Source organism: Bradyrhizobium ingae, assembly GCF_055791185.1.
The window spans coordinates 418,429-435,976 of sequence record NZ_JBVUBB010000002.1 but is presented as its reverse complement, the minus strand read 5'-3'; the positions used below and the strand labels follow the sequence as shown (position 1 = coordinate 435,976).

16 protein-coding genes are annotated in these 17,548 nt (G+C 64.8%); 13 read left to right on the top strand and 3 right to left on the bottom strand.

Annotation, left to right across the window (positions count from 1 at the left end; translation table 11 throughout):
• The first annotated feature begins 18 nt into the window (after positions 1-18).
• Positions 19-1,776 (top strand): NAD+ synthase, encoded by a 1,758-nt coding sequence (locus ACV1FX_RS04610; RefSeq protein ID WP_473116362.1) that lies wholly within the window; start codon positions 19-21, stop codon positions 1,774-1,776.
• Positions 1,777-1,872: 96 nt separating this feature from the next.
• Here the strand turns inward: ACV1FX_RS04610 and ACV1FX_RS04605 are convergent, their stop codons facing one another.
• Positions 1,873-3,063, bottom strand: a complete 1,191-nt coding sequence (locus ACV1FX_RS04605; RefSeq protein ID WP_473116361.1) for a DUF2865 domain-containing protein — start codon at positions 3,061-3,063, stop codon at positions 1,873-1,875.
• Positions 3,064-3,188: 125 nt separating this feature from the next.
• Entirely contained in the window at positions 3,189-3,494 is a 306-nt protein-coding gene (locus tag ACV1FX_RS04600; protein ID WP_473116360.1) for a hypothetical protein, read from the bottom strand.
• Positions 3,495-3,788: 294 nt separating this feature from the next.
• Between ACV1FX_RS04600 and cysS the strand changes: the two genes are divergently transcribed.
• From cysS to ACV1FX_RS04580, 4 genes are all read left to right on the top strand, one after another.
• A complete protein-coding gene (gene cysS, locus ACV1FX_RS04595) occupies positions 3,789-5,183 on the top strand; it encodes a cysteine--tRNA ligase (RefSeq protein ID WP_473116359.1) in 1,395 nt (464 codons plus the stop codon).
• A complete protein-coding gene (locus ACV1FX_RS04590; protein ID WP_473116358.1) occupies positions 5,183-5,674 on the top strand; it encodes a GNAT family N-acetyltransferase in 492 nt (163 codons plus the stop codon). The genes cysS and ACV1FX_RS04590 overlap by 1 nt, the downstream gene beginning before the upstream one ends.
• Positions 5,671-7,269, top strand: a complete 1,599-nt coding sequence (gene cimA / locus ACV1FX_RS04585; protein ID WP_473116357.1) for a citramalate synthase — start codon at positions 5,671-5,673, stop codon at positions 7,267-7,269. The genes ACV1FX_RS04590 and cimA overlap by 4 nt, the downstream gene beginning before the upstream one ends.
• Positions 7,270-7,378: 109 nt before the next feature.
• Positions 7,379-7,756, top strand: coding sequence for a VOC family protein (locus ACV1FX_RS04580; protein ID WP_473116356.1), 378 nt, complete (start codon positions 7,379-7,381; stop codon positions 7,754-7,756).
• 7 nt (positions 7,757-7,763) lie between these two features.
• On the opposite strand, the gene ACV1FX_RS04575 is transcribed toward ACV1FX_RS04580, so the two are convergent.
• Positions 7,764-8,369: an LOG family protein gene (locus tag ACV1FX_RS04575; RefSeq protein ID WP_473116355.1), complete on the bottom strand. Its 606-nt coding sequence runs from the start codon at positions 8,367-8,369 to the stop codon at positions 7,764-7,766.
• Positions 8,370-8,582: 213 nt separating this feature from the next.
• On the opposite strand from ACV1FX_RS04575, the gene ACV1FX_RS04570 reads away from it, so the two are divergent.
• From ACV1FX_RS04570 to ACV1FX_RS04535, 8 genes are all read left to right on the top strand, one after another.
• Positions 8,583-10,541, top strand: coding sequence for an ABCB family ABC transporter ATP-binding protein/permease (locus ACV1FX_RS04570; protein WP_473116354.1), 1,959 nt, complete (start codon positions 8,583-8,585; stop codon positions 10,539-10,541).
• A 61-nt stretch (positions 10,542-10,602) separates the two neighbouring features.
• Entirely contained in the window at positions 10,603-11,325 is a 723-nt protein-coding gene (locus tag ACV1FX_RS04565) for a phosphatidylserine decarboxylase (RefSeq protein ID WP_473116447.1), read from the top strand.
• Between the two features lie 84 nt (positions 11,326-11,409).
• Positions 11,410-12,291: a CDP-alcohol phosphatidyltransferase family protein gene (locus ACV1FX_RS04560; RefSeq protein ID WP_473116353.1), complete on the top strand. Its 882-nt coding sequence runs from the start codon at positions 11,410-11,412 to the stop codon at positions 12,289-12,291.
• Positions 12,292-12,474: 183 nt separating this feature from the next.
• Entirely contained in the window at positions 12,475-13,194 is a 720-nt protein-coding gene (locus ACV1FX_RS04555) for an RraA family protein (RefSeq protein ID WP_473116352.1), read from the top strand.
• A gap of 43 nt (positions 13,195-13,237) precedes the next feature.
• Positions 13,238-13,531 (top strand): DUF1330 domain-containing protein, encoded by a 294-nt coding sequence (locus tag ACV1FX_RS04550; RefSeq protein ID WP_473116351.1) that lies wholly within the window; start codon positions 13,238-13,240, stop codon positions 13,529-13,531.
• A gap of 283 nt (positions 13,532-13,814) precedes the next feature.
• Complete coding sequence (locus ACV1FX_RS04545; protein WP_473116350.1) at positions 13,815-14,588, top strand: motility protein A; 774 nt, start codon at positions 13,815-13,817, stop codon at positions 14,586-14,588.
• A 38-nt stretch (positions 14,589-14,626) separates the two neighbouring features.
• On the top strand, positions 14,627-15,457 hold the full coding sequence (locus ACV1FX_RS04540; protein ID WP_473116349.1) for a flagellar motor protein MotB: 831 nt from the start codon (positions 14,627-14,629) through the stop codon (positions 15,455-15,457).
• 169 nt (positions 15,458-15,626) lie between these two features.
• Positions 15,627-17,525: a potassium transporter Kup gene (locus tag ACV1FX_RS04535; RefSeq protein WP_473116348.1), complete on the top strand. Its 1,899-nt coding sequence runs from the start codon at positions 15,627-15,629 to the stop codon at positions 17,523-17,525.
• Positions 17,526-17,548 lie beyond the last annotated feature (23 nt).

Genomic DNA, 17,548 nt, shown 5'->3' with positions numbered 1-17,548 from the left:
GATCGGACAGCGGCGCACATGACCGAACGTCTCAACGAATTCGCGGTCACGCTCGCCCAGCTCAATCCGACGGTGGGCGATATCGACAGCAATGCCGCGAAGGCGCGTACGGCGCGCGCGCAAGCCGCAAGCGACGGCGCCGACCTCGTGCTCTTTCCGGAATTGTTCATCGCCGGCTATCCGCCCGAAGATCTCGTGCTCAAGCCTGCCTTCCAGTCCGCCTGCCGCGTCGCGATCGAAAGCCTTGCGCGCGAGACTGCCGATGGTGGCCCTGCGATGCTGGTCGGCACGCCCTGGGTCGAGGACGGCAAGCTCTACAATGCCTGTGCGCTGCTCGACGGTGGCCGTATCGCGGGTCTGCGTTTCAAGGCCAACCTTCCGAACTACGGCGTGTTCGACGAGAAGCGGCTGTTTGCGCGCGGCCCTGCGGCCGGCCCGGTGACCGTGCGCGGCGTGCGCATCGGCGTGCCGATCTGCGAAGACATCTGGCTGGAGGAATCCGAGGATTACGAGAACGTCGTGGAGACACTGGCCGAGACCGGCGCCGAGATCATCCTCGTGCCCAACGGCTCGCCTTACGCCCGCGACAAGGGCGACGTGCGCTTGTCGGTCGCGGTCGCCCGCGTGACCGAAAGCGGTTTGCCGCTGGTCTATCTCAACCAGGTCTGCGGCCAGGACGAGCTGGTGTTCGACGGCGCCTCGTTCGCGCTCAACGGCGATCTGTCGCTTGCCGCGCAACTGCCGGCATTCGAGGAGAGCGTCACCACGCTGCACTTCACCAAGACTGGTGACGATTGGCGCTGCACGGGTCCGATTGCGCAACTGCCCGAAGGCGACAAGGCCGACTATGCAGCCTGTGTGCTCGGCTTGCGCGACTATGTCGGCAAGAACGGTTTTCCCGGCGTGTTGCTCGGTATTTCCGGCGGCATCGATTCAGCCTTGTGCGCGGCGATCGCCGTCGATGCGCTGGGCACAGATCAGGTGCACGGCGTGATGCTGCCATATCGTTTCACCGCGCCAAGCTCGATCGCGGATGCCGGCGAGCTCGCAGGTCACCTCGGAATCCGCTACGAGGTGCTTCCGATCGCAGAGGCGGTGAACGGTTTCGGGACCATCCTCTCCGATATCTTCAAGAACCTGCCGCCTGACATCACCGAGGAAAATCTCCAGGCCCGCACCCGCGGCACGCTGCTGATGGCGATCTCCAACAAGACCGGCCTGATGGTGGTGACGACAGGCAACAAGTCGGAGATGTCGGTCGGCTACGCCACGCTCTATGGCGACATGAACGGCGGGTTCAACCCGATCAAGGACATCTACAAGACGCAGGTGTTCCGGCTGGCAGCGTTGCGCAATGCGTGGAAGCCCGATGGCGCGCTTGGCCCCTCCGGCGAGGTCATTCCGCCAGACATCATCACGCGCCCGCCGACGGCGGAGCTGCGCGAGAACCAGCTGGATCAGGATTCGCTGCCGGCCTACGACCTCCTCGACGAGGTGCTCGAACGCCTGGTCGAGCGCGAGGAGCCGCTTGAAGAGATCATCGCCGCCGGCTTCGACCGCGCGATGGTGACGCGGATCGATCACCTCCTCAACATCGCCGAATACAAGCGCCGCCAGGCCGCGCCAGGCGTGAAGGTGACGCGCAAGAATTTTGGCCGCGACCGCCGCTATCCCATCACCAACCGCTTCCGCGACAAGGGCGAGGCGCTGCCCGCGCCCGACGAGACGCTGGTATCGCGCGGCAGCCGCGCCTCGATCGACGCGTTCGAGGGATGAGGGTGAGCGCTAGGGCGAGCGGTCTCGCCATACGCTCATCTGTCATCATCCGTTTTCGCGGGGCATGACGGCGGAATAGGAGGCTGCGAAGCTGCCTTACTTCTGCTGCTGCGGCAGGAAGGTCGGTCCGACCGAGCGGATCGGCTTGTTCTCGCCGGATGTGGTCGTGGTGTCCGCGGGCGGTGTTGCGGCTGGTGCAGTCGCCGTCGTCTCCGCCGGTGGCGTCGCGCCCTTCTTGCCGCCGGTCGGCGCGCCCTTGGTGAGCTGCCGTTGCTGCATCTTCTTGGCGCTCTCCTCGGTGACGATGATGTCACCCTGCTGCTGGACTGCTGCCTTGTCGTCGGCCGATTTCAGCGCGTCCGCCCAGCTTTGGCCCGCCGCCTTGCACGAGCAGGACGGGTTGAACTCGCTGCGGAATTTGAAGGCGTTCGGAAGCGCGGTGTAGGGCTGGCCGCTGACCGAGACCGCCGCGTTCATGTCCTCGCCGGGATTGCGATAGGCGTAGAGCGCGGCATCTGCCGCCGGGCACAGCGCCTTGCACGTCTTCTCGTCGTCGGGAAAGCGCGCCGGGACGGTGGCGAACGAAACCGGGAAGTAGGCGCCGTCGCAGGTGCGGACGCAAACCGTCCGATACGTGCCGGATTGTGGGCCAAGATCTGCGGGCGGTGCGCCAGGCGGAGGATTATTGGGATTGTTGCCGCCGCCGAACAGGTTGCTGAGGAAATTGCCGGGGCCCTGCGACTGCGCGGCGTTGGCGTATTGCGGGCCGCAATTGTTCTGCGCGAGCGAGACCAGCACCGAGCGGCGCTGGTTGTCTCGGTCGGGGCTGTAGCTGCCCGGACCGCCGCTGCGCAGCCGCTCGAGGTTGGAGGTGATCTGGTCGAGATTGGCCCGCATCTGCTGGATCTGGGTGTTGACCGGACCGCATTGTGCCGACTGGTTGTTGAACAGTGAGAAGAAGCCGGAGCTGTCGCAGCCCATGCGCTTGGCCTGCGCAGTGACACGGTCGAGTTCGGCCTGCTGGCGCGTCGCCGAATCCTGGTAGCGGCGGATCTGGTCGTCCTTGGCAGGATCGCCGCTGCCGCCGCGATCGAGCGCGGCGAGCTGGCCTTCCAGCCGTGAGCAGATCGGGTTCGCTCCGGGCGCAGCTTGCGCGGTCGGCGGCGGTCCGGGGGGGCCTGCTTGTGCGAGGGCATCAGTGCCGAGCGCGAGCGCGCTGATCAGCGCGGCACCGGCAAGGATCGAACGGGAGCGAGAGAGAGACAAAAATTCCGGCATATCCGCCATTCTAGCGATGTCACGGCCCCAAACATGGGGGCCGATGCGCGCCCTCCAATACCCGCTTCTCGGGGCATCGTCACGTCGTTTCGGGAGCGATGATTGGACCTAAGGTCCGCCAGTTCCGATCGAATTCAGCGCTGGCAGGTGATTGCGACATATTCGTCGCAATGGCCATGGGAGCAGTTTGCGCCGGATTTGGGGACGGAGCCGGTAATTTCGTCGGGATCGACCCGGCGATAGGACGAGGCTTGGGCAAACTCGCGAGACTGGCAATAGGAGCGGGCGGCGTACGCGCCGCACTGGTCACCCTTGGCCAGGCACTGGTCGACGCCGTAGCCGCCTGCCTGATTGGCGATGATGAAGACGCGGGTCTCCGCCGAGGCGCTGGAGGCGGCGACGATGAAGGCACAGCAAAGGAGTGCCGAAAGGGATCGCATGAAATGCACCGTAGCTTGGGAGGAACCGCCACCACATGAATAAACTCAAAAGGTTAAGGATGATTAACCCTGATGGCGGGGCGCGGCCGCTTTGGGCAGAGAAAGCGGCTTTTTCGCGGCTCACTTGACGGCAGGCCCGCTTGTGGCACATATGTTCCGCATGAACGGTCTCCTCGCCATTTGCTGCATTTGCCGCGAGATTACGAGCTAGCGATTCGCTGGCTGGAGCCGTCTTTTCTCAAAAAACATTGAGAGCACTGGACGCCCGGCCCGGCCGATAGGGATGGGTTTGTCATGGAATTGCGTCTTCACGACACGCTGACGAGGGAAAAGCGCACCTTTGTGCCGCTCGATGCGAAGGACGTCCGCATGTATGTCTGCGGACCGACCGTGTACGACTTCGCCCATATCGGCAATGCGCGGCCGGTGATCGTGTTCGACGTGCTGTTTCGGCTGCTTCGCCACCTCTATGGCGAGGCGCATGTCAAATATGTCCGCAACATCACCGACGTCGACGACAAGATCAACGACCGCGCCGCGCGGGATTTCCCCGGCCTGCCGCTGAACGAGGCGATCCGCAAGGTCACGGAAGAGACGGGGCGGCAGTTTCACGCCGACGTCGACGCGCTCCGCGCACTCAGGCCGAGCGTCGAGCCGCGCGCGACCGAGCATATCGGCGAGATGCGCGAGATCATCGAGAAGCTGGTCGCCGGCGGCTTCGCCTATGTTGCCGAGGACCACGTGCTGTTCTCGCCGCAGGCGATGAATTCGGCCAATTCGGAGCTGCCGCGCTACGGCGCGCTGTCCAATCGCTCGCTGGACGAGATGGTCGCCGGCGCTCGCGTCGATGTCGCGCCCTACAAGCGAGGCAATACCGATTTCGTGCTGTGGAAACCGTCCAAGCCCGGCGAGCCGTCATGGCCGTCGCCCGCCGGCATCAAGGCAGAAGGGCGTCCGGGCTGGCACATCGAGTGCTCGGCGATGGCCTGGAAGCATCTCGGCACGCATTTCGACATTCATGGCGGCGGCATCGATCTCGTGTTTCCGCATCACGAGAACGAGGTCGCGCAGAGCTGCTGCGCGTTCCACCAGTCGCGCATGGCGAACTATTGGATGCACAACGGCTTCCTCCAGGTCGAGAGCGAGAAGATGTCGAAGAGCCTCGGCAACTTCATCACCATCCGCGACCTGCTCGCGGATTGGCCGGGTGAGGTGCTGCGCCTGAACATGCTGAAGACGCATTACCGCTCGCCGATCGACTGGACCCTGAAGTCGCTGGAGGAGAGCGGCAAGACGCTTGACGACTGGTACCGTGTCACGGCGGACGTTCCGCCAGGCAAGCCGGCGGCGTCGGTGATCGAGCCGTTGCTGGACGATCTCAATACGCCGCAGGCGATTGCGGCGCTGCATGGTCTGCGGAACAACGATGTGGGCGGCCTGGCGGCGTCGTTGCGCCTGCTCGGCTTCCTCGCCGAAAGCGCGGCGCAGTGGGAGGCACGGAAGCGGCAGGCGAGCGGCGTCGACGCGAGCGAGATTGATCGTTTGATCTCGGAGCGGACCGCGGCACGTGCGCGGAAGGACTTCAAGGAGTCCGACCGCATCCGCGACGAGCTCGCTGCCAAGGGCGTCGTGCTCAAGGACGGCAAGGACGCCGATGGCAAGCCGGTGACGACCTGGGAGCTGGCGTGATGGCACGAGCGCTCCCCAAGCCCGCACTGCGGCCATTCCTGCCGGCCGACGTCCCGGTGCTCGCCGCGATCTTCGCGTCCGCGATCGAGGAGCTGACCGGTGACGACTACAGCGAAGCGCAGCAGGAGGCCTGGATGGCGGCGGCGGAGGAGGACGAGTTCGGGCGCCGGCTCGCCTCCGACCTGACGCTGGTCGCAACGCTGGACGGCTCTCCCGTCGGCTTTGCCTCGCTGCGCGGCAGCGATCACATCCGCATGCTCTATGTGCATCCGGCGGTGAACGGGCAGGGCATCGCGACCTTGCTGGTCGATGCGCTAGAGAAGCTTGCCGGCGGCCGCGGCGCGTTGAGCCTGACGGTCGATGCCAGCGACACCGCGCAGGGCTTCTTCGCCAAGCGCGGCTACACCGCCCAGCAGCGCAACAGCGTCACCATCAACGACGAATGGCTCGCCAATACCACCATGAAGAAGACGCTCGGAGCGCCGCAATGACCAAAGAGCGTCTGTATCTCTTCGACACTACGCTGCGCGATGGCGCGCAGACCAATGGCGTCGATTTCACGCTGGCTGACAAGCAGGTCATCGCGCAGATGCTGGACGAACTCGGCATCGACTATGTCGAGGGCGGCTATCCCGGCGCCAATCCGCAAGATACGGAATTCTTCGCCGAGAAGCCGACGTTCGCGCACGCCCGCTTCACCGCGTTCGGTATGACGCGGCGGGCGGGGCGGTCGGTCTCCAACGACCCCGGTGTTGCCGCGCTGCTGGAGGCGAAAGCGGACGCGATCTGCTTCGTCGCGAAATCCTCCGCCTATCAGGTGCGCGTCGCACTCGAGACCACGAAGGAGGAAAACCTCGCCTCGATCCGCGACAGCGTCAGCGCCGCGAAGAAGGCCGGCCGCGAGGTGATGCTCGATTGCGAGCATTTCTTCGACGGCTACAAGGAAGACGCGGACTTCGCGCTCGCCTGCGCGAAAACGGCCTATGAGGCCGGTGCGCGCTGGGTGGTGCTGTGCGATACCAATGGCGGCACGATGCCGCACGAGGTCGAGACCATCGTCACGGAGGTGATCAGGCACATCCCGGGCGACCATGTCGGCATCCACGCCCATAACGATACCGAGCAGGCGGTGGCGAACTCGTTCGCCGCCGTGCGTGCCGGCGCGCGCCAGATCCAGGGCACGCTCAACGGACTTGGCGAGCGCTGCGGCAACGCCAACCTCTGTTCGCTCGTCCCGACGCTGAAGTTGAAGCGGGAATTTGCCGATCGCTTCGAGATCGGCGTGACGGGCGAGAAGCTCGCAAGCCTCGTCAAGGTCTCGCGCACGCTCGACGACATGCTCAACCGCGCGCCGAACCGGCACGCGCCTTATGTCGGCGAAAGCGCCTTCGTCACCAAGACAGGCATCCATGCCTCCGCCGTGCTGAAGGATCCGCAGACCTATGAGCACGTGGCGCCGGAGGCCGTCGGCAATCATCGCAAGGTGCTGGTCTCCGACCAGGCCGGCCGCTCCAACGTCATCGCCGAGCTCGACCGCGCCGGCATCGCCTACGAAAAGAGCGATCCCAAGCTGACGCGGCTGGTCGAGGAGCTGAAGGAGCGCGAGGCCCAGGGCTATGCCTATGAGTCCGCCAATGCCTCGTTCGAACTGCTGGCGCGCCGTACGCTCGGCAAGGTGCCGCACTATTTCGAGGTCGAGCAGTTCGACGTCAATGTCGAGCAGCGCTACAACGCGCTCGGTGAGCGCGTCACCGTTGCGCTCGCCGTGGTCAAGGTCGACGTCGCCGGCGACCACCTGATCTCGGCGGCCGAAGGCAACGGCCCCGTCAACGCGCTGGACGTTGCGCTCCGCAAGGACCTCGGCAAGTACCAGAAATACATCGAAGGCCTGAAGCTGATCGACTACCGCGTGCGTATCCTCAATGGCGGCACCGGCGCGGTGACGCGCGTTCTGATCGAGAGCGAGGACGAGAACGGCGATAGCTGGACCACGGTCGGCGTGTCGCCCAATATCATCGACGCCTCGTTCCAGGCGCTGATGGATTCGGTGATCTACAAGCTCGTGAAGTCAGGCGCGCCGGCGTAACCACAAATTCCGTCATTGCGAGGAGCGAAGCGACGAAGCAATCCGGACTGTCTCCGCGGAAACGCCCTGGATAGCTTCGCTCGCAATGACGTGGGGGAGGGAGCGAACGATGATCGACCACATCTCCGTCGGCGTCAGCGATCTCGATCGCTCCGCAACATTCTACGAGGCGGCGCTTGGCACACTCGGCCTCACGCTGCTCGTGACGCGGCCGGGGACCGTCGGCTTCGGCAAGGCCTATCCGGAATTCTGGATCAATTTGCGCGCCGGCATGCCGCCCGTGGCACCGGGGAGCGGCGTTCACATCTGCCTGCGGGCGAAGACGACCACTGAGGTCGATGCGTTTCACGCCGCAGCCCTTGCGGCGGGCGGTGCATCCGACGGCGCACCGGGCCTTCGCCCGCACGACCGCGTGCGCTACTACGCGGCCTTCGTTACCGATCCTGACGGCAATCGCATCGAGGCGGTGACATTTCCGAGCGAATGAATAGAGTCTAGAGCCTGCGAGCAACCTCGGGCGCAAGGTTCTTTTCGGCCTCGGCCACTTGCGCCGCGGCCGTCTTCAGCATCGGCATGATATCCTCGATGCGATCCGCCTTGAGGATGTCGATGTTTTGACCGGCGCGGATGAATTCCGTCTGGCGCATGTGCGACAGGAGCGAGAACAGGGGCTCCCAGAAATCGTCGATATTGGCGAGCAGCACCGGCTTGGCGTGACGGCCGAGCTGCTTCCAGGTGAGTTGCTCGACCAGCTCTTCGAGCGTGCCGACGCCGCCCGGCATCGCCACGAAGGCATCGGAGCGCTCGAACATCAGTCGCTTGCGCTCGTGCATGTCGGGCGTGACGACCATCTCCTGCACGCGGGTCAGCGCGTTCTCGCGCATCCGCAGGAAGTCAGGGATGATGCCGGTGACGGTGCCGCCGTGGTCGAGCACGGAGGTGGCGACTGCGCCCATCATGCCGACCGAGCCGCCGCCATAGACGAGGCGGACGTTGTTCTCGGCGAGCGCCTTGCCGAGCGCCTTGGCGCCTTCGATGAAACGGGGATTGGTTCCGGGGCCGGAGCCGCAATAGACACAGACGGTTTTGATAGTGCTCATTGAACCCATGATGCATTGCAGCGAAAGGTCGTCAAGTCCAATTGGTGATTCGCAACTCCCCGGAATCTACCGGTAAATCACGATAAACAATCAAGAATAGCCGTCTGGCGGGGTGCGCGGCCGGCCCGAAGCCTCTATATGACAACCGAAAACGGTTAATCGCAAACGGCTCGCATCCGGCGGGCTTTCCAAGGATCTTGGCCAAGGCTGTCTATGGCTCACCCTCATTCGCCCGCCGCGGGCGGCGACGTCGCTGATTCCGCGCAAAAGTCCGCGGAGCGGGCGACCCTGGCCGGAACGCTGGCGCATCTGTGGCCCTACATCTGGCCGAGCGACCGCTTCGACCTGAAGATGCGCGTGGTCTGGTCGATGGTGCTGCTGCTCATCGCCAAGCTCATTACGTTGTCGGTACCGTTCACCTTCAAATGGGCGACCGATGCACTGACCGGCGCGAACACGGCGCCGGTGGAAGCGTCCAACTGGCATCTCTGGGTGATCGCTTCGCCGCTGGTCCTCACTGCAAGCTATGGCGCGACCCGTATCCTGATGGCGGTGCTGACGCAGTGGCGCGACGGTATCTTTGCCCGTGTCGCCATGCATGCGGTGCGGAAGCTTGCGACCATCACCTTCATCCACATGCACGAATTGTCGCTGCGCTTTCACCTCGAGCGCAAGACCGGCGGGTTGACGCGTGTGCTGGAGCGTGGCCGCGAGGGCATCGAGGTGATCGTGCGCATGGTGATCCTGCAGCTCATCCCGACCATCGTCGAGGTGTCGCTGCTGATGGCCGTGCTGTTCTGGCAGTTCGATTGGCGCTACGTGGTCGCGACCCTGATCACCGTCGTGATCTACATGTACTACACCTACATCGCCACCGAATGGCGGATCGGCATCCGCCGGAAGATGAACGATTCCGACACCGAGGCGAATACCAAGGCGATCGACTCGCTGCTCAACTACGAGACCGTGAAATATTTCGGCGCCGAGGCGCGCGAGGCGCAGCGCTACGACCGTTCGGTCGAGCGCTACGAGGAGGCTAGCGTCAAGACCTATACCTCGCTCGCGGTGCTCAACACCGGCCAGGCCGTGATCTTCACGCTCGGGCTCACCGCGACCATGCTGATGTGCGCGATCGGCGTCAGGAGCGGGCGCAACACGGTCGGCGATTTCGTGCTGGTCAACGCCATGATGATCCAGCTCTATCAGCCGCTGAACTTCATGGGCATGGTCTATCGCGAGATCAAGCAGGCCATCATCGACATCGAGAAGATGTTTGGCGTGCTGTCGCGGGAGGCCGAGATCAAGGACGCGCCCGATGCCAGGCCGCTGGTGGTGTCCGCAGGCGCCGTGCGCTTCGAGGACGTGCGCTTTGCCTATGAGACGGCGCGGCCGATCCTCAAAGGCATCAGCTTCGAGGTGCCCGCCGGCAAGACGGTTGCGATCGTGGGGCCGTCTGGCGCGGGCAAGTCGACGATATCGCGACTCCTGTTCCGCCTCTACGACGTCTCCGGCGGCAAGATCCTGATCGACGGCCAGGACATCCGCGACGTCACGCAGGGCTCGCTGCGCGCCTCGATCGGCATGGTGCCGCAGGACACCGTGCTGTTCAACGACACCATCCGCTACAACATCCGCTACGGCCGCTGGGACGCAAGTGATGCGGAAGTCGAGCAGGCGGCGCGGCTGGCGCAGATCGACAATTTCATCCGCATGGCGCCGAAGGGCTACGAGACCCAGGTCGGCGAGCGCGGCCTGAAGCTGTCCGGCGGCGAGAAGCAGCGCGTGGCGATCGCGCGGACGGTGCTGAAAGCGCCGCCGATCCTGGTGCTGGACGAGGCGACCTCGGCGCTCGACAGCCATACCGAGCACGAGATCCAGGGCGCGCTCGACCGCGTCTCGAAGAATCGCACCTCGCTGGTGATCGCGCACCGGCTTTCGACCATCGTCAGCGCCGACGAGATCATCGTGCTCGACCAGGGCCGGATCGCGGAGCGGGGGACGCATGCCAGCCTGCTGGCGTTCGGCGGCCTCTATGCCAGCATGTGGAACAGGCAGCGCGAGGCGGAGGCGGCCCGCGAAAAGCTCGCCAAGATCGCCGACTCCGGCGAGGCGCCAAACCGCGAGCCGCCGCCGGTCGATGACGTCCTCACCACGCCGGCGGCCGCCGAGTGACCTTGTCTACGGTCCCAACTCTGGCCTAAACCTCTTCCCGCGCGCGAGCTGACCGCGCGCCATCAACCCCAGGCGGCAAACAGCGATGTCCATTCTCGATTCGATCCAACGGCAGATCCCGCCGATCCACAAGGAGGGCTATCCCTTCATCGGCATCTTCGCGCTGGTGAGCCTCTTCCTGTTCTGGGTCTGGTCGCCTTTGGGGTGGATTGGCACGGTGCTCACGGTGTGGTGCGCGCTGTTCTTCCGCGATCCCGTCAGGGTGACGCCGGTGCGTGAGGGGCTCGTGGTATCGCCCGCCGACGGGCGGGTCTCGATGATCACGATGGCGCTGCCGCCGGCCGAGCTCGGGCTCGGCGACCGGCCGCTGCCGCGCGTCTCGATCTTCATGAGCGTGTTCAACTGCCACGTGAATCGCGCTCCGATCGCAGGACGGATCGACCGCATCGCGTACCGGCCCGGCCTGTTCATCAATGCCGAGCTCGACAAGGCGAGCGAGGACAATGAGCGCAACTCGCTGGTGATCTCCTCGGCGCAAGGGCGGATCGGCGTCGTCCAGATCGCCGGCCTCATTGCCAAGCGCATCGTCTGCTTCGTCAAGGAGGGCCAGTCGATCGGCGCCGGCGAGCGGTTCGGCCTGATCCGCTTCGGCTCGCGGCTCGACGTCTATCTGCCGCTCGGCACCCGCGCGCTGGTCTCGGAAGGCCAGACCGCGATCGCCGGCGAGACGGTTTTGGCCGACATCGTCGCCGACGACACCGGCCGGTCCTACCGCGCCAGTTAACTATGACATCGGCGAAAGGTCCGGCGAGCGGATTGGCGGGAGCCGGGGCGGCTTGCTATATCTCGATGAAGCGAGGTCAACGCCATGACGCCCTACGACTTCAAGAACCCTGACGTGCGCCGCCGGCGGTTCCGCCCGATTCCGGTGCGGATGCTGGTGCCCAACGTCATTACGCTGCTGGCGATCTGTGCCGGGTTGACCTCCATCCGGCTGTCGATCGAGGGGCGGATGGCGCTTGCGGTCTATGCCATCGTGTTTGCTGCGGCGCTCGACGGCATCGACGGCCGCATCGCGCGGCTGATCAAGGGCCAGTCGAAATTCGGCGCCGAGCTCGACAGCCTCGCCGACTTCGTCAATTTCGGCGTGGCGCCCGGCCTGATGCTTTATTTCTGGCAGCTCCATGAGCTGCGCAATGCGGGCTGGATCGCGGCGATGGTGTTCGCGATCTCCGGCGGCTTGCGGCTCGCGCGCTTCAACGCCACCATGGACGACCCCAACAAGCCGCCGTTTGCATCGAACTATTTTACGGGGATTCCGGCGCCCGCCGGTGCGATTACGGTGCTGCTGCCGATCTATGCGGCGTTCCTCGATCTCGGGCGTTGGCCCGCGCCGGTGACGGCCGGCTACACGCTGCTGATCGCCTTCCTGATGGTGTCGCGGCTGCCGGTATTCTCCGGCAAGTCGGTGCGCATGCGCGTGCCGCCGGAGCTGGTGCTGCCGATGTTCGTCGGTGTGGTCTTCTTCATCGCGCTTCTGATCAGCTATCCCTGGTACATCCTGCTGGCCGGCTCGGCGCTGTATCTCTTGGCCTTGCCCTTGGGCTGGAAGTCCTATCAGAAGCAGGCGCGTGCATATGCCGCGGCATCACCTGCACCGGTTGGCGTCACGCCGCCGGGCGCCGCGCCGTCGCTGTCGCCGAACCTGCCGGAACCCCCGCACGACGACCGGCCCGAGAGGCTGCATTAGAGCGTTTTCCAGCGAAGTGGACACCGGTTCGCGTGAGGAATACGCGTCAAGGCCAGAATCTGGACGGCTCTCGCGGATATCAGCCATGAAGGGGCGCGCGTTGGGCTGACGCCCGATCTCGGCTATATCGCCCTGGGACTGCGGCGCATGCGAACAGCCGCGGCCATCAGGGGAGATAACGCCGTGACGACATCTGCAACCGGGCCGCTGCCTGCATCCGTCCTCGAAGCGCTCGGCCGCTACGACACGCCGACGATCTGCAACGCCATGGAGATCGTTGCGCCCGAGCGGCGCCTGATCGGCTTCACCACCAAGCCGCTGGTCTGCCCGTTCCCCGATCTGCCGCCGATCGTCGGCTACGCGCGCACCGCTACGATCCGCTCGGTGCTGAAATCATCGTTGCCCGCGGAAGAACAGTCCAAGCGCCGCACCGAATATTACGAATATGTCGGCACCGGCCCTGGACCGCGCATCTCCGTGATTCAGGACATCGACGGCGGCGACGTCGGCTATGGTGCATTCTGGGGCGAGGTGCAGAGCAATGTGCACAAGGCACTCGGCTGCCTCGGCGTCATCACCGACGGCTCGATCCGTGACATCCCGCAATGGGCTCCTCGCTTCCAGGCGCTCGCCGGTTCGATCGGCCCGTCGCACGCCTGGGTGCATGCAGACAGCTTCGGCGGCGAGGTGCGGGTCGCCGGCATGAACGTGAAGTCCGACGATCTCATTCACGCCGACCAGCATGGCGCGATCGTGATCCCGCTCGATATTGCCGCCAAGCTTCCCGAGGCCGCCGAGCTCTGCGGCCGCCGCGAGACGCCGATCCTGGAGATCGCGCGCAGCCCCGACTTCTCACTGGAGAAGCTGAAAGCCGCGCTGAAGCGCTCGGCGGAGATTCACTAGCGAGGCGGAGCGAAATCTGGAGTTTCTGACGAAGAGGGGGAACATGAAGGCGTTCGTTATCGCGGCCGAGACTCTCAAAGACGAGGCCATGTTCGCCGAATATCGACGGGCCGTTCCAGAAACCCTGCAGGCTTTCGGAGGCAAATTCGTCGTGCGGGGCGGCAATCTCCAATTGGTGGAAGGGGAATGGCCGCAGCCGCGTCTGGTGATCATCGAATTCCCGTCGCGCGAGGCCGCCGAGGGCTGGTACAGATCACCGGCGTATCAGAAGATCATCGGACTTCGACAAGGAAGTGCGATCACCAACCTCATCATCGCCGAGGGGCAGGTGGACTAGATCTCCCGCCAATACGCGAAGACGGGACCGAGATGAGCCCGGAGCTGACCGGCCCTGTCGTCCTGGCCGGGCGATTATGGTTAGCGGAGTGTTGAGATCGCCACGGTGCGCGGCAATTCGCTCGCGCGATGAGGCCTGCGATGTGGCCGGATCGAGGCAGGCCGCACTTAACCTTTACGCGTCTTTAATGGCAGCTCTTTAGGGTTCCTGCCACGCGGTTCGGGGTTGGGCCGCGCCGCCGGCCAGGACGGCCGGTGTGTGGCGTGCGGGGTTGGAGTCTCCCATGGATATCATGACGGGCGCGGGACTCGGTGCCGGCATCGTCGTCATCGCGGTGATGATGCTGCTCGGTGGTGACGTCCACATGTTCATCTCCGAACATGCGATGATCATCATCTTCGGCGGCTCGATCTCTGCCACCATGATCCGCTTTCCACTCAGCGCGCTGCTGCACGGCCTGCCGCTCGGCGCCAAGTTTGCCTTCACCATGAGCCGGCTGTCGGCGCATGAGCTCGTCGACGAGCTCGCCCGCATCGCCGAGATCGCCCGCAAGCAGGGCCCGGTCGGCCTGGAAAAGGTCGAGACCGACGAGCCGTTCCTGGCCAAGGGCATCCGCTACGTCGCCGACGGCTATGACCTCGACTTCATCCGCGACAATCTGGAGCGCGACCGCGACAACTTCCTCATGCACCTGGACGAGGGCAGCAAGATCTACCGCGCCATCGGCGACTGCGCCCCGGCCTTCGGCATGATCGGCACGCTGATCGGCATGGTGCAGATGTTCGCCAACATGACCGACCCTTCCAAGCTCGGCCCGTTCATGGCGACCGCGCTGCTCGCCACGCTCTACGGCGCGCTGGTCGCGAACCTGTTCTGTCTGCCGATCGCCGACAAGCTGCATGGCAAGCTGCTCGACGAGGAGACCAACCGCACGCTGATCATCGACGGCATCCTGATGATCCGCGACTCCAAGAGCCCGACCCTGGTGCGCGAAATGCTGCTGGCCTATCTGCCGGAGAAGCACCGCCATGCCGAAGGCGAGCCGGTGCCGGCTTGATGCGCCACGCCGGGATCTGAGGCTTCGGGATCTAAGATATGGCCAAGAAGAAGCGCGGCGATGCACATGGAGGCGGTCACGGCTGGTTCGTGACCTTCGCCGACCTGATGGGCTTGCTGATGAGCTTCTTCGTGATGCTCGTCGCGTTCTCCACGCAAGATGCCAACAAGCTCAAGATCGTCGCCGGCTCCATGCGCGACGCCTTCGGCATCCAGAGCGAGGCGCGCTACGCCGGCATCATCGAGTCCGATGGCCTGCCGACGCGGCCGCGGCTGAAGAACGTCGACCACATCCAGCCCGAGGATTCGTCCAACACGCCGACCCCCGACCAGGAGGATCGCGACCGCACCTCGGGCGCGAAGATCAAGGTCGATCGCGACTTCGCGCTGGCGGCGGCCTCGCTCCGCCAGGCGCTGCAGGATCTGCCCGAGCTCACCGAGATGTCCAAGCACATCATGTTCGAGGAGACCAAGCAGGGCCTCAATCTCGAGATCGTCGACCAGGACGGCCGCTCGATGTTTGCGGACGGCTCCAAGGTGCCCTATGACCGCACCCGTCGCCTGATCGAGAAGCTGGCGGTCCCGCTGAAGGCGACGCCGCTGCGCGTCTCCATCGTCGGCCACACCGCCGCGGGCTTCGTGCCGAGCCGCAGCGATTACGGCGCCTTCGACCTCTCGGCCGACCGCGCCAATGCGGTGCGCCAGATCCTCGAGCGGGAGGGCCTGCCGCCCTCGCACATCTTCGCCGTCTCCGGCAAGGCGGACACCCAGCCGCTGTTTCCTGACGATCCGTCACTGGCCGCCAACCGCCGCGTGACCATCACCCTGATGCGCGAAGATCCGCCGCTGCCGCCGAATCTGAAGCCGTAGACCCCTTGCGCTACCATCCTACCTGAGGCATGTCGTCGCGCGGCGACGAACGTGGCTGCGCCGTCACAGCATCTGCTCCCGCGCCTGTTATGCTGGGGCGATTGACAGGCGCGCAGGAAGCGTCAAAAGGCGCCGGATCAATTCCAGGGAAAAAGCGTTTTCCACCCTTATGACGGCGAGCATCACCACGACCGAAGGCCAGGAGACCACGGCCCATGCGGGCTTTTGGGCCCTGACGCTCGGGAGCATCGGCGTCGTCTTTGGCGATATCGGCACCTCGCCGCTCTACGCATTCCACGAGGCGGTCAGGGGCGCGGCCCATGGCGAGCCGGTTTCGCGGGTCATCGTGCTCGGCGTGCTCTCGCTGATCCTGTGGGCGCTGCTGATCGTCGTCACCGCCAAATATGTCCTGCTGCTGCTGCGCGCCGACAACAACGGGGAGGGCGGCACGCTTTCCCTGATGGCGCTCGGCCAGCGCGCGCTCGGGCGGCGAAGCTGGTTCCTGCTGGCGCTTGGCGTCGTCGGCGCCTCCATGTTCATCGGCGATTCCATGATCACGCCGGCGATCTCGGTGCTGTCGGCGGTCGAAGGTCTCAAGCTCGCGACTCCCGCTTTCGAGCACTACGTCGTGCCGCTCACGGTCCTCATCCTGGCGCTGCTGTTCGCAGTCCAGAGCAAGGGCACCGCGCTGGTGGCCTCCGCCTTCGGGCCGGTGATGGTCATCTGGTTCACCTGCCTTGCGGTGATGGGCATCGCTCACATCGCTGACGATCCGTCGGTGCTGGCTGCGATCAATCCCTACTACGCACTGCAATTCCTGTTGTCACACGGCACGATCGGTCTCGTCACGCTCGGCGCGGTGTTCCTGGCGGTGACCGGCGGCGAGGCGCTCTATGCCGATCTCGGCCATTTCGGCCGCAAGCCGATCCAGTCGGCCTGGATGTTCTTCGTCCTGCCCTCGCTCCTGATCAACTATTTCGGGCAGGGCGCCCTGGTGCTGTCCGATCCGAGCGCGATCGAGCATTCCTTCTATCGCATGGTGCCCGAGCATCTGGTGCTGCCGCTGGTCGGGCTTGCGACGGCTGCCACCGTGATCGCGAGCCAGGCGGTGATCACCGGTGCCTATTCGCTGGTCTATCAGGCTGTGCAGCTTGGTCTCCTGCCGCGCTTCGAGGTGCGGTACACGTCGGAGACGCACGCCGGCCAGATCTATCTGCCGCGCGTGAACCGGTTGCTCCTGATTGGCGTGATGCTGCTGGTCTTGTTGTTCCGCACTTCCAGCGGTCTTGCCTCGGCCTACGGTATCGCGGTTTCCACCACCATGGTCGCCGACGGCATCATGGGCTTCATCGTGATCTGGAAGGTGTGGAACTGGCGCGCCGCCATGGCTGCCGCGGTGATCCTGCCGTTCGTCGTGGTCGACATGACCTTCTTCAGCGCCAATCTCCTGAAGCTGCTCGAAGGCGCCTGGGTGCCGCTGCTGTTCGGCGTTGCCATGGTGGCGATGATCTGGACGTGGCGGCGGGGAACGGGAATCCTGCTCCAGAAGACCCGCCGCATCGAGGTGCCGCTGGACGATCTGATCCGGAGCCTGGAGAAGCGGCCGCCGCACATCGTCAAGGGCACTGCGGTGTTCCTCACCAGCGATCCCGCCTTCGTGCCGACGGCACTGCTGCACAACCTCAAGCACAACAAGGTGCTGCACGAGCACAACGTCATCCTGACGATCGAGACCGCGCATACACCGCGGGTCGATCTTGCGGAGCGCTTCCGCATGGAGAAGGTCAGCGACAAGTTCTCCAAGGTGCGGCTGCGCTTCGGCTTCATGGAACAGCCGAACGTGCCCAAGGCGCTCGCCATTGCACGCAAGCAGGGCTGGCAGTTCGACATCATGTCGACGTCGTTCTTCGTGTCGCGCCGGTCGCTGAAGGCTTCGGCGCAGTCGGGCATGCCGCTCTGGCAGGACCATATGTTCATCGCGCTCAGCCGGTCCGCCAACGACGCCACCGATTACTTCCAGATTCCGACGGGAAGGGTGGTTGAAGTCGGCACCCAAGTCACTATTTGACCGAAATTGGCGGACTTATGCGA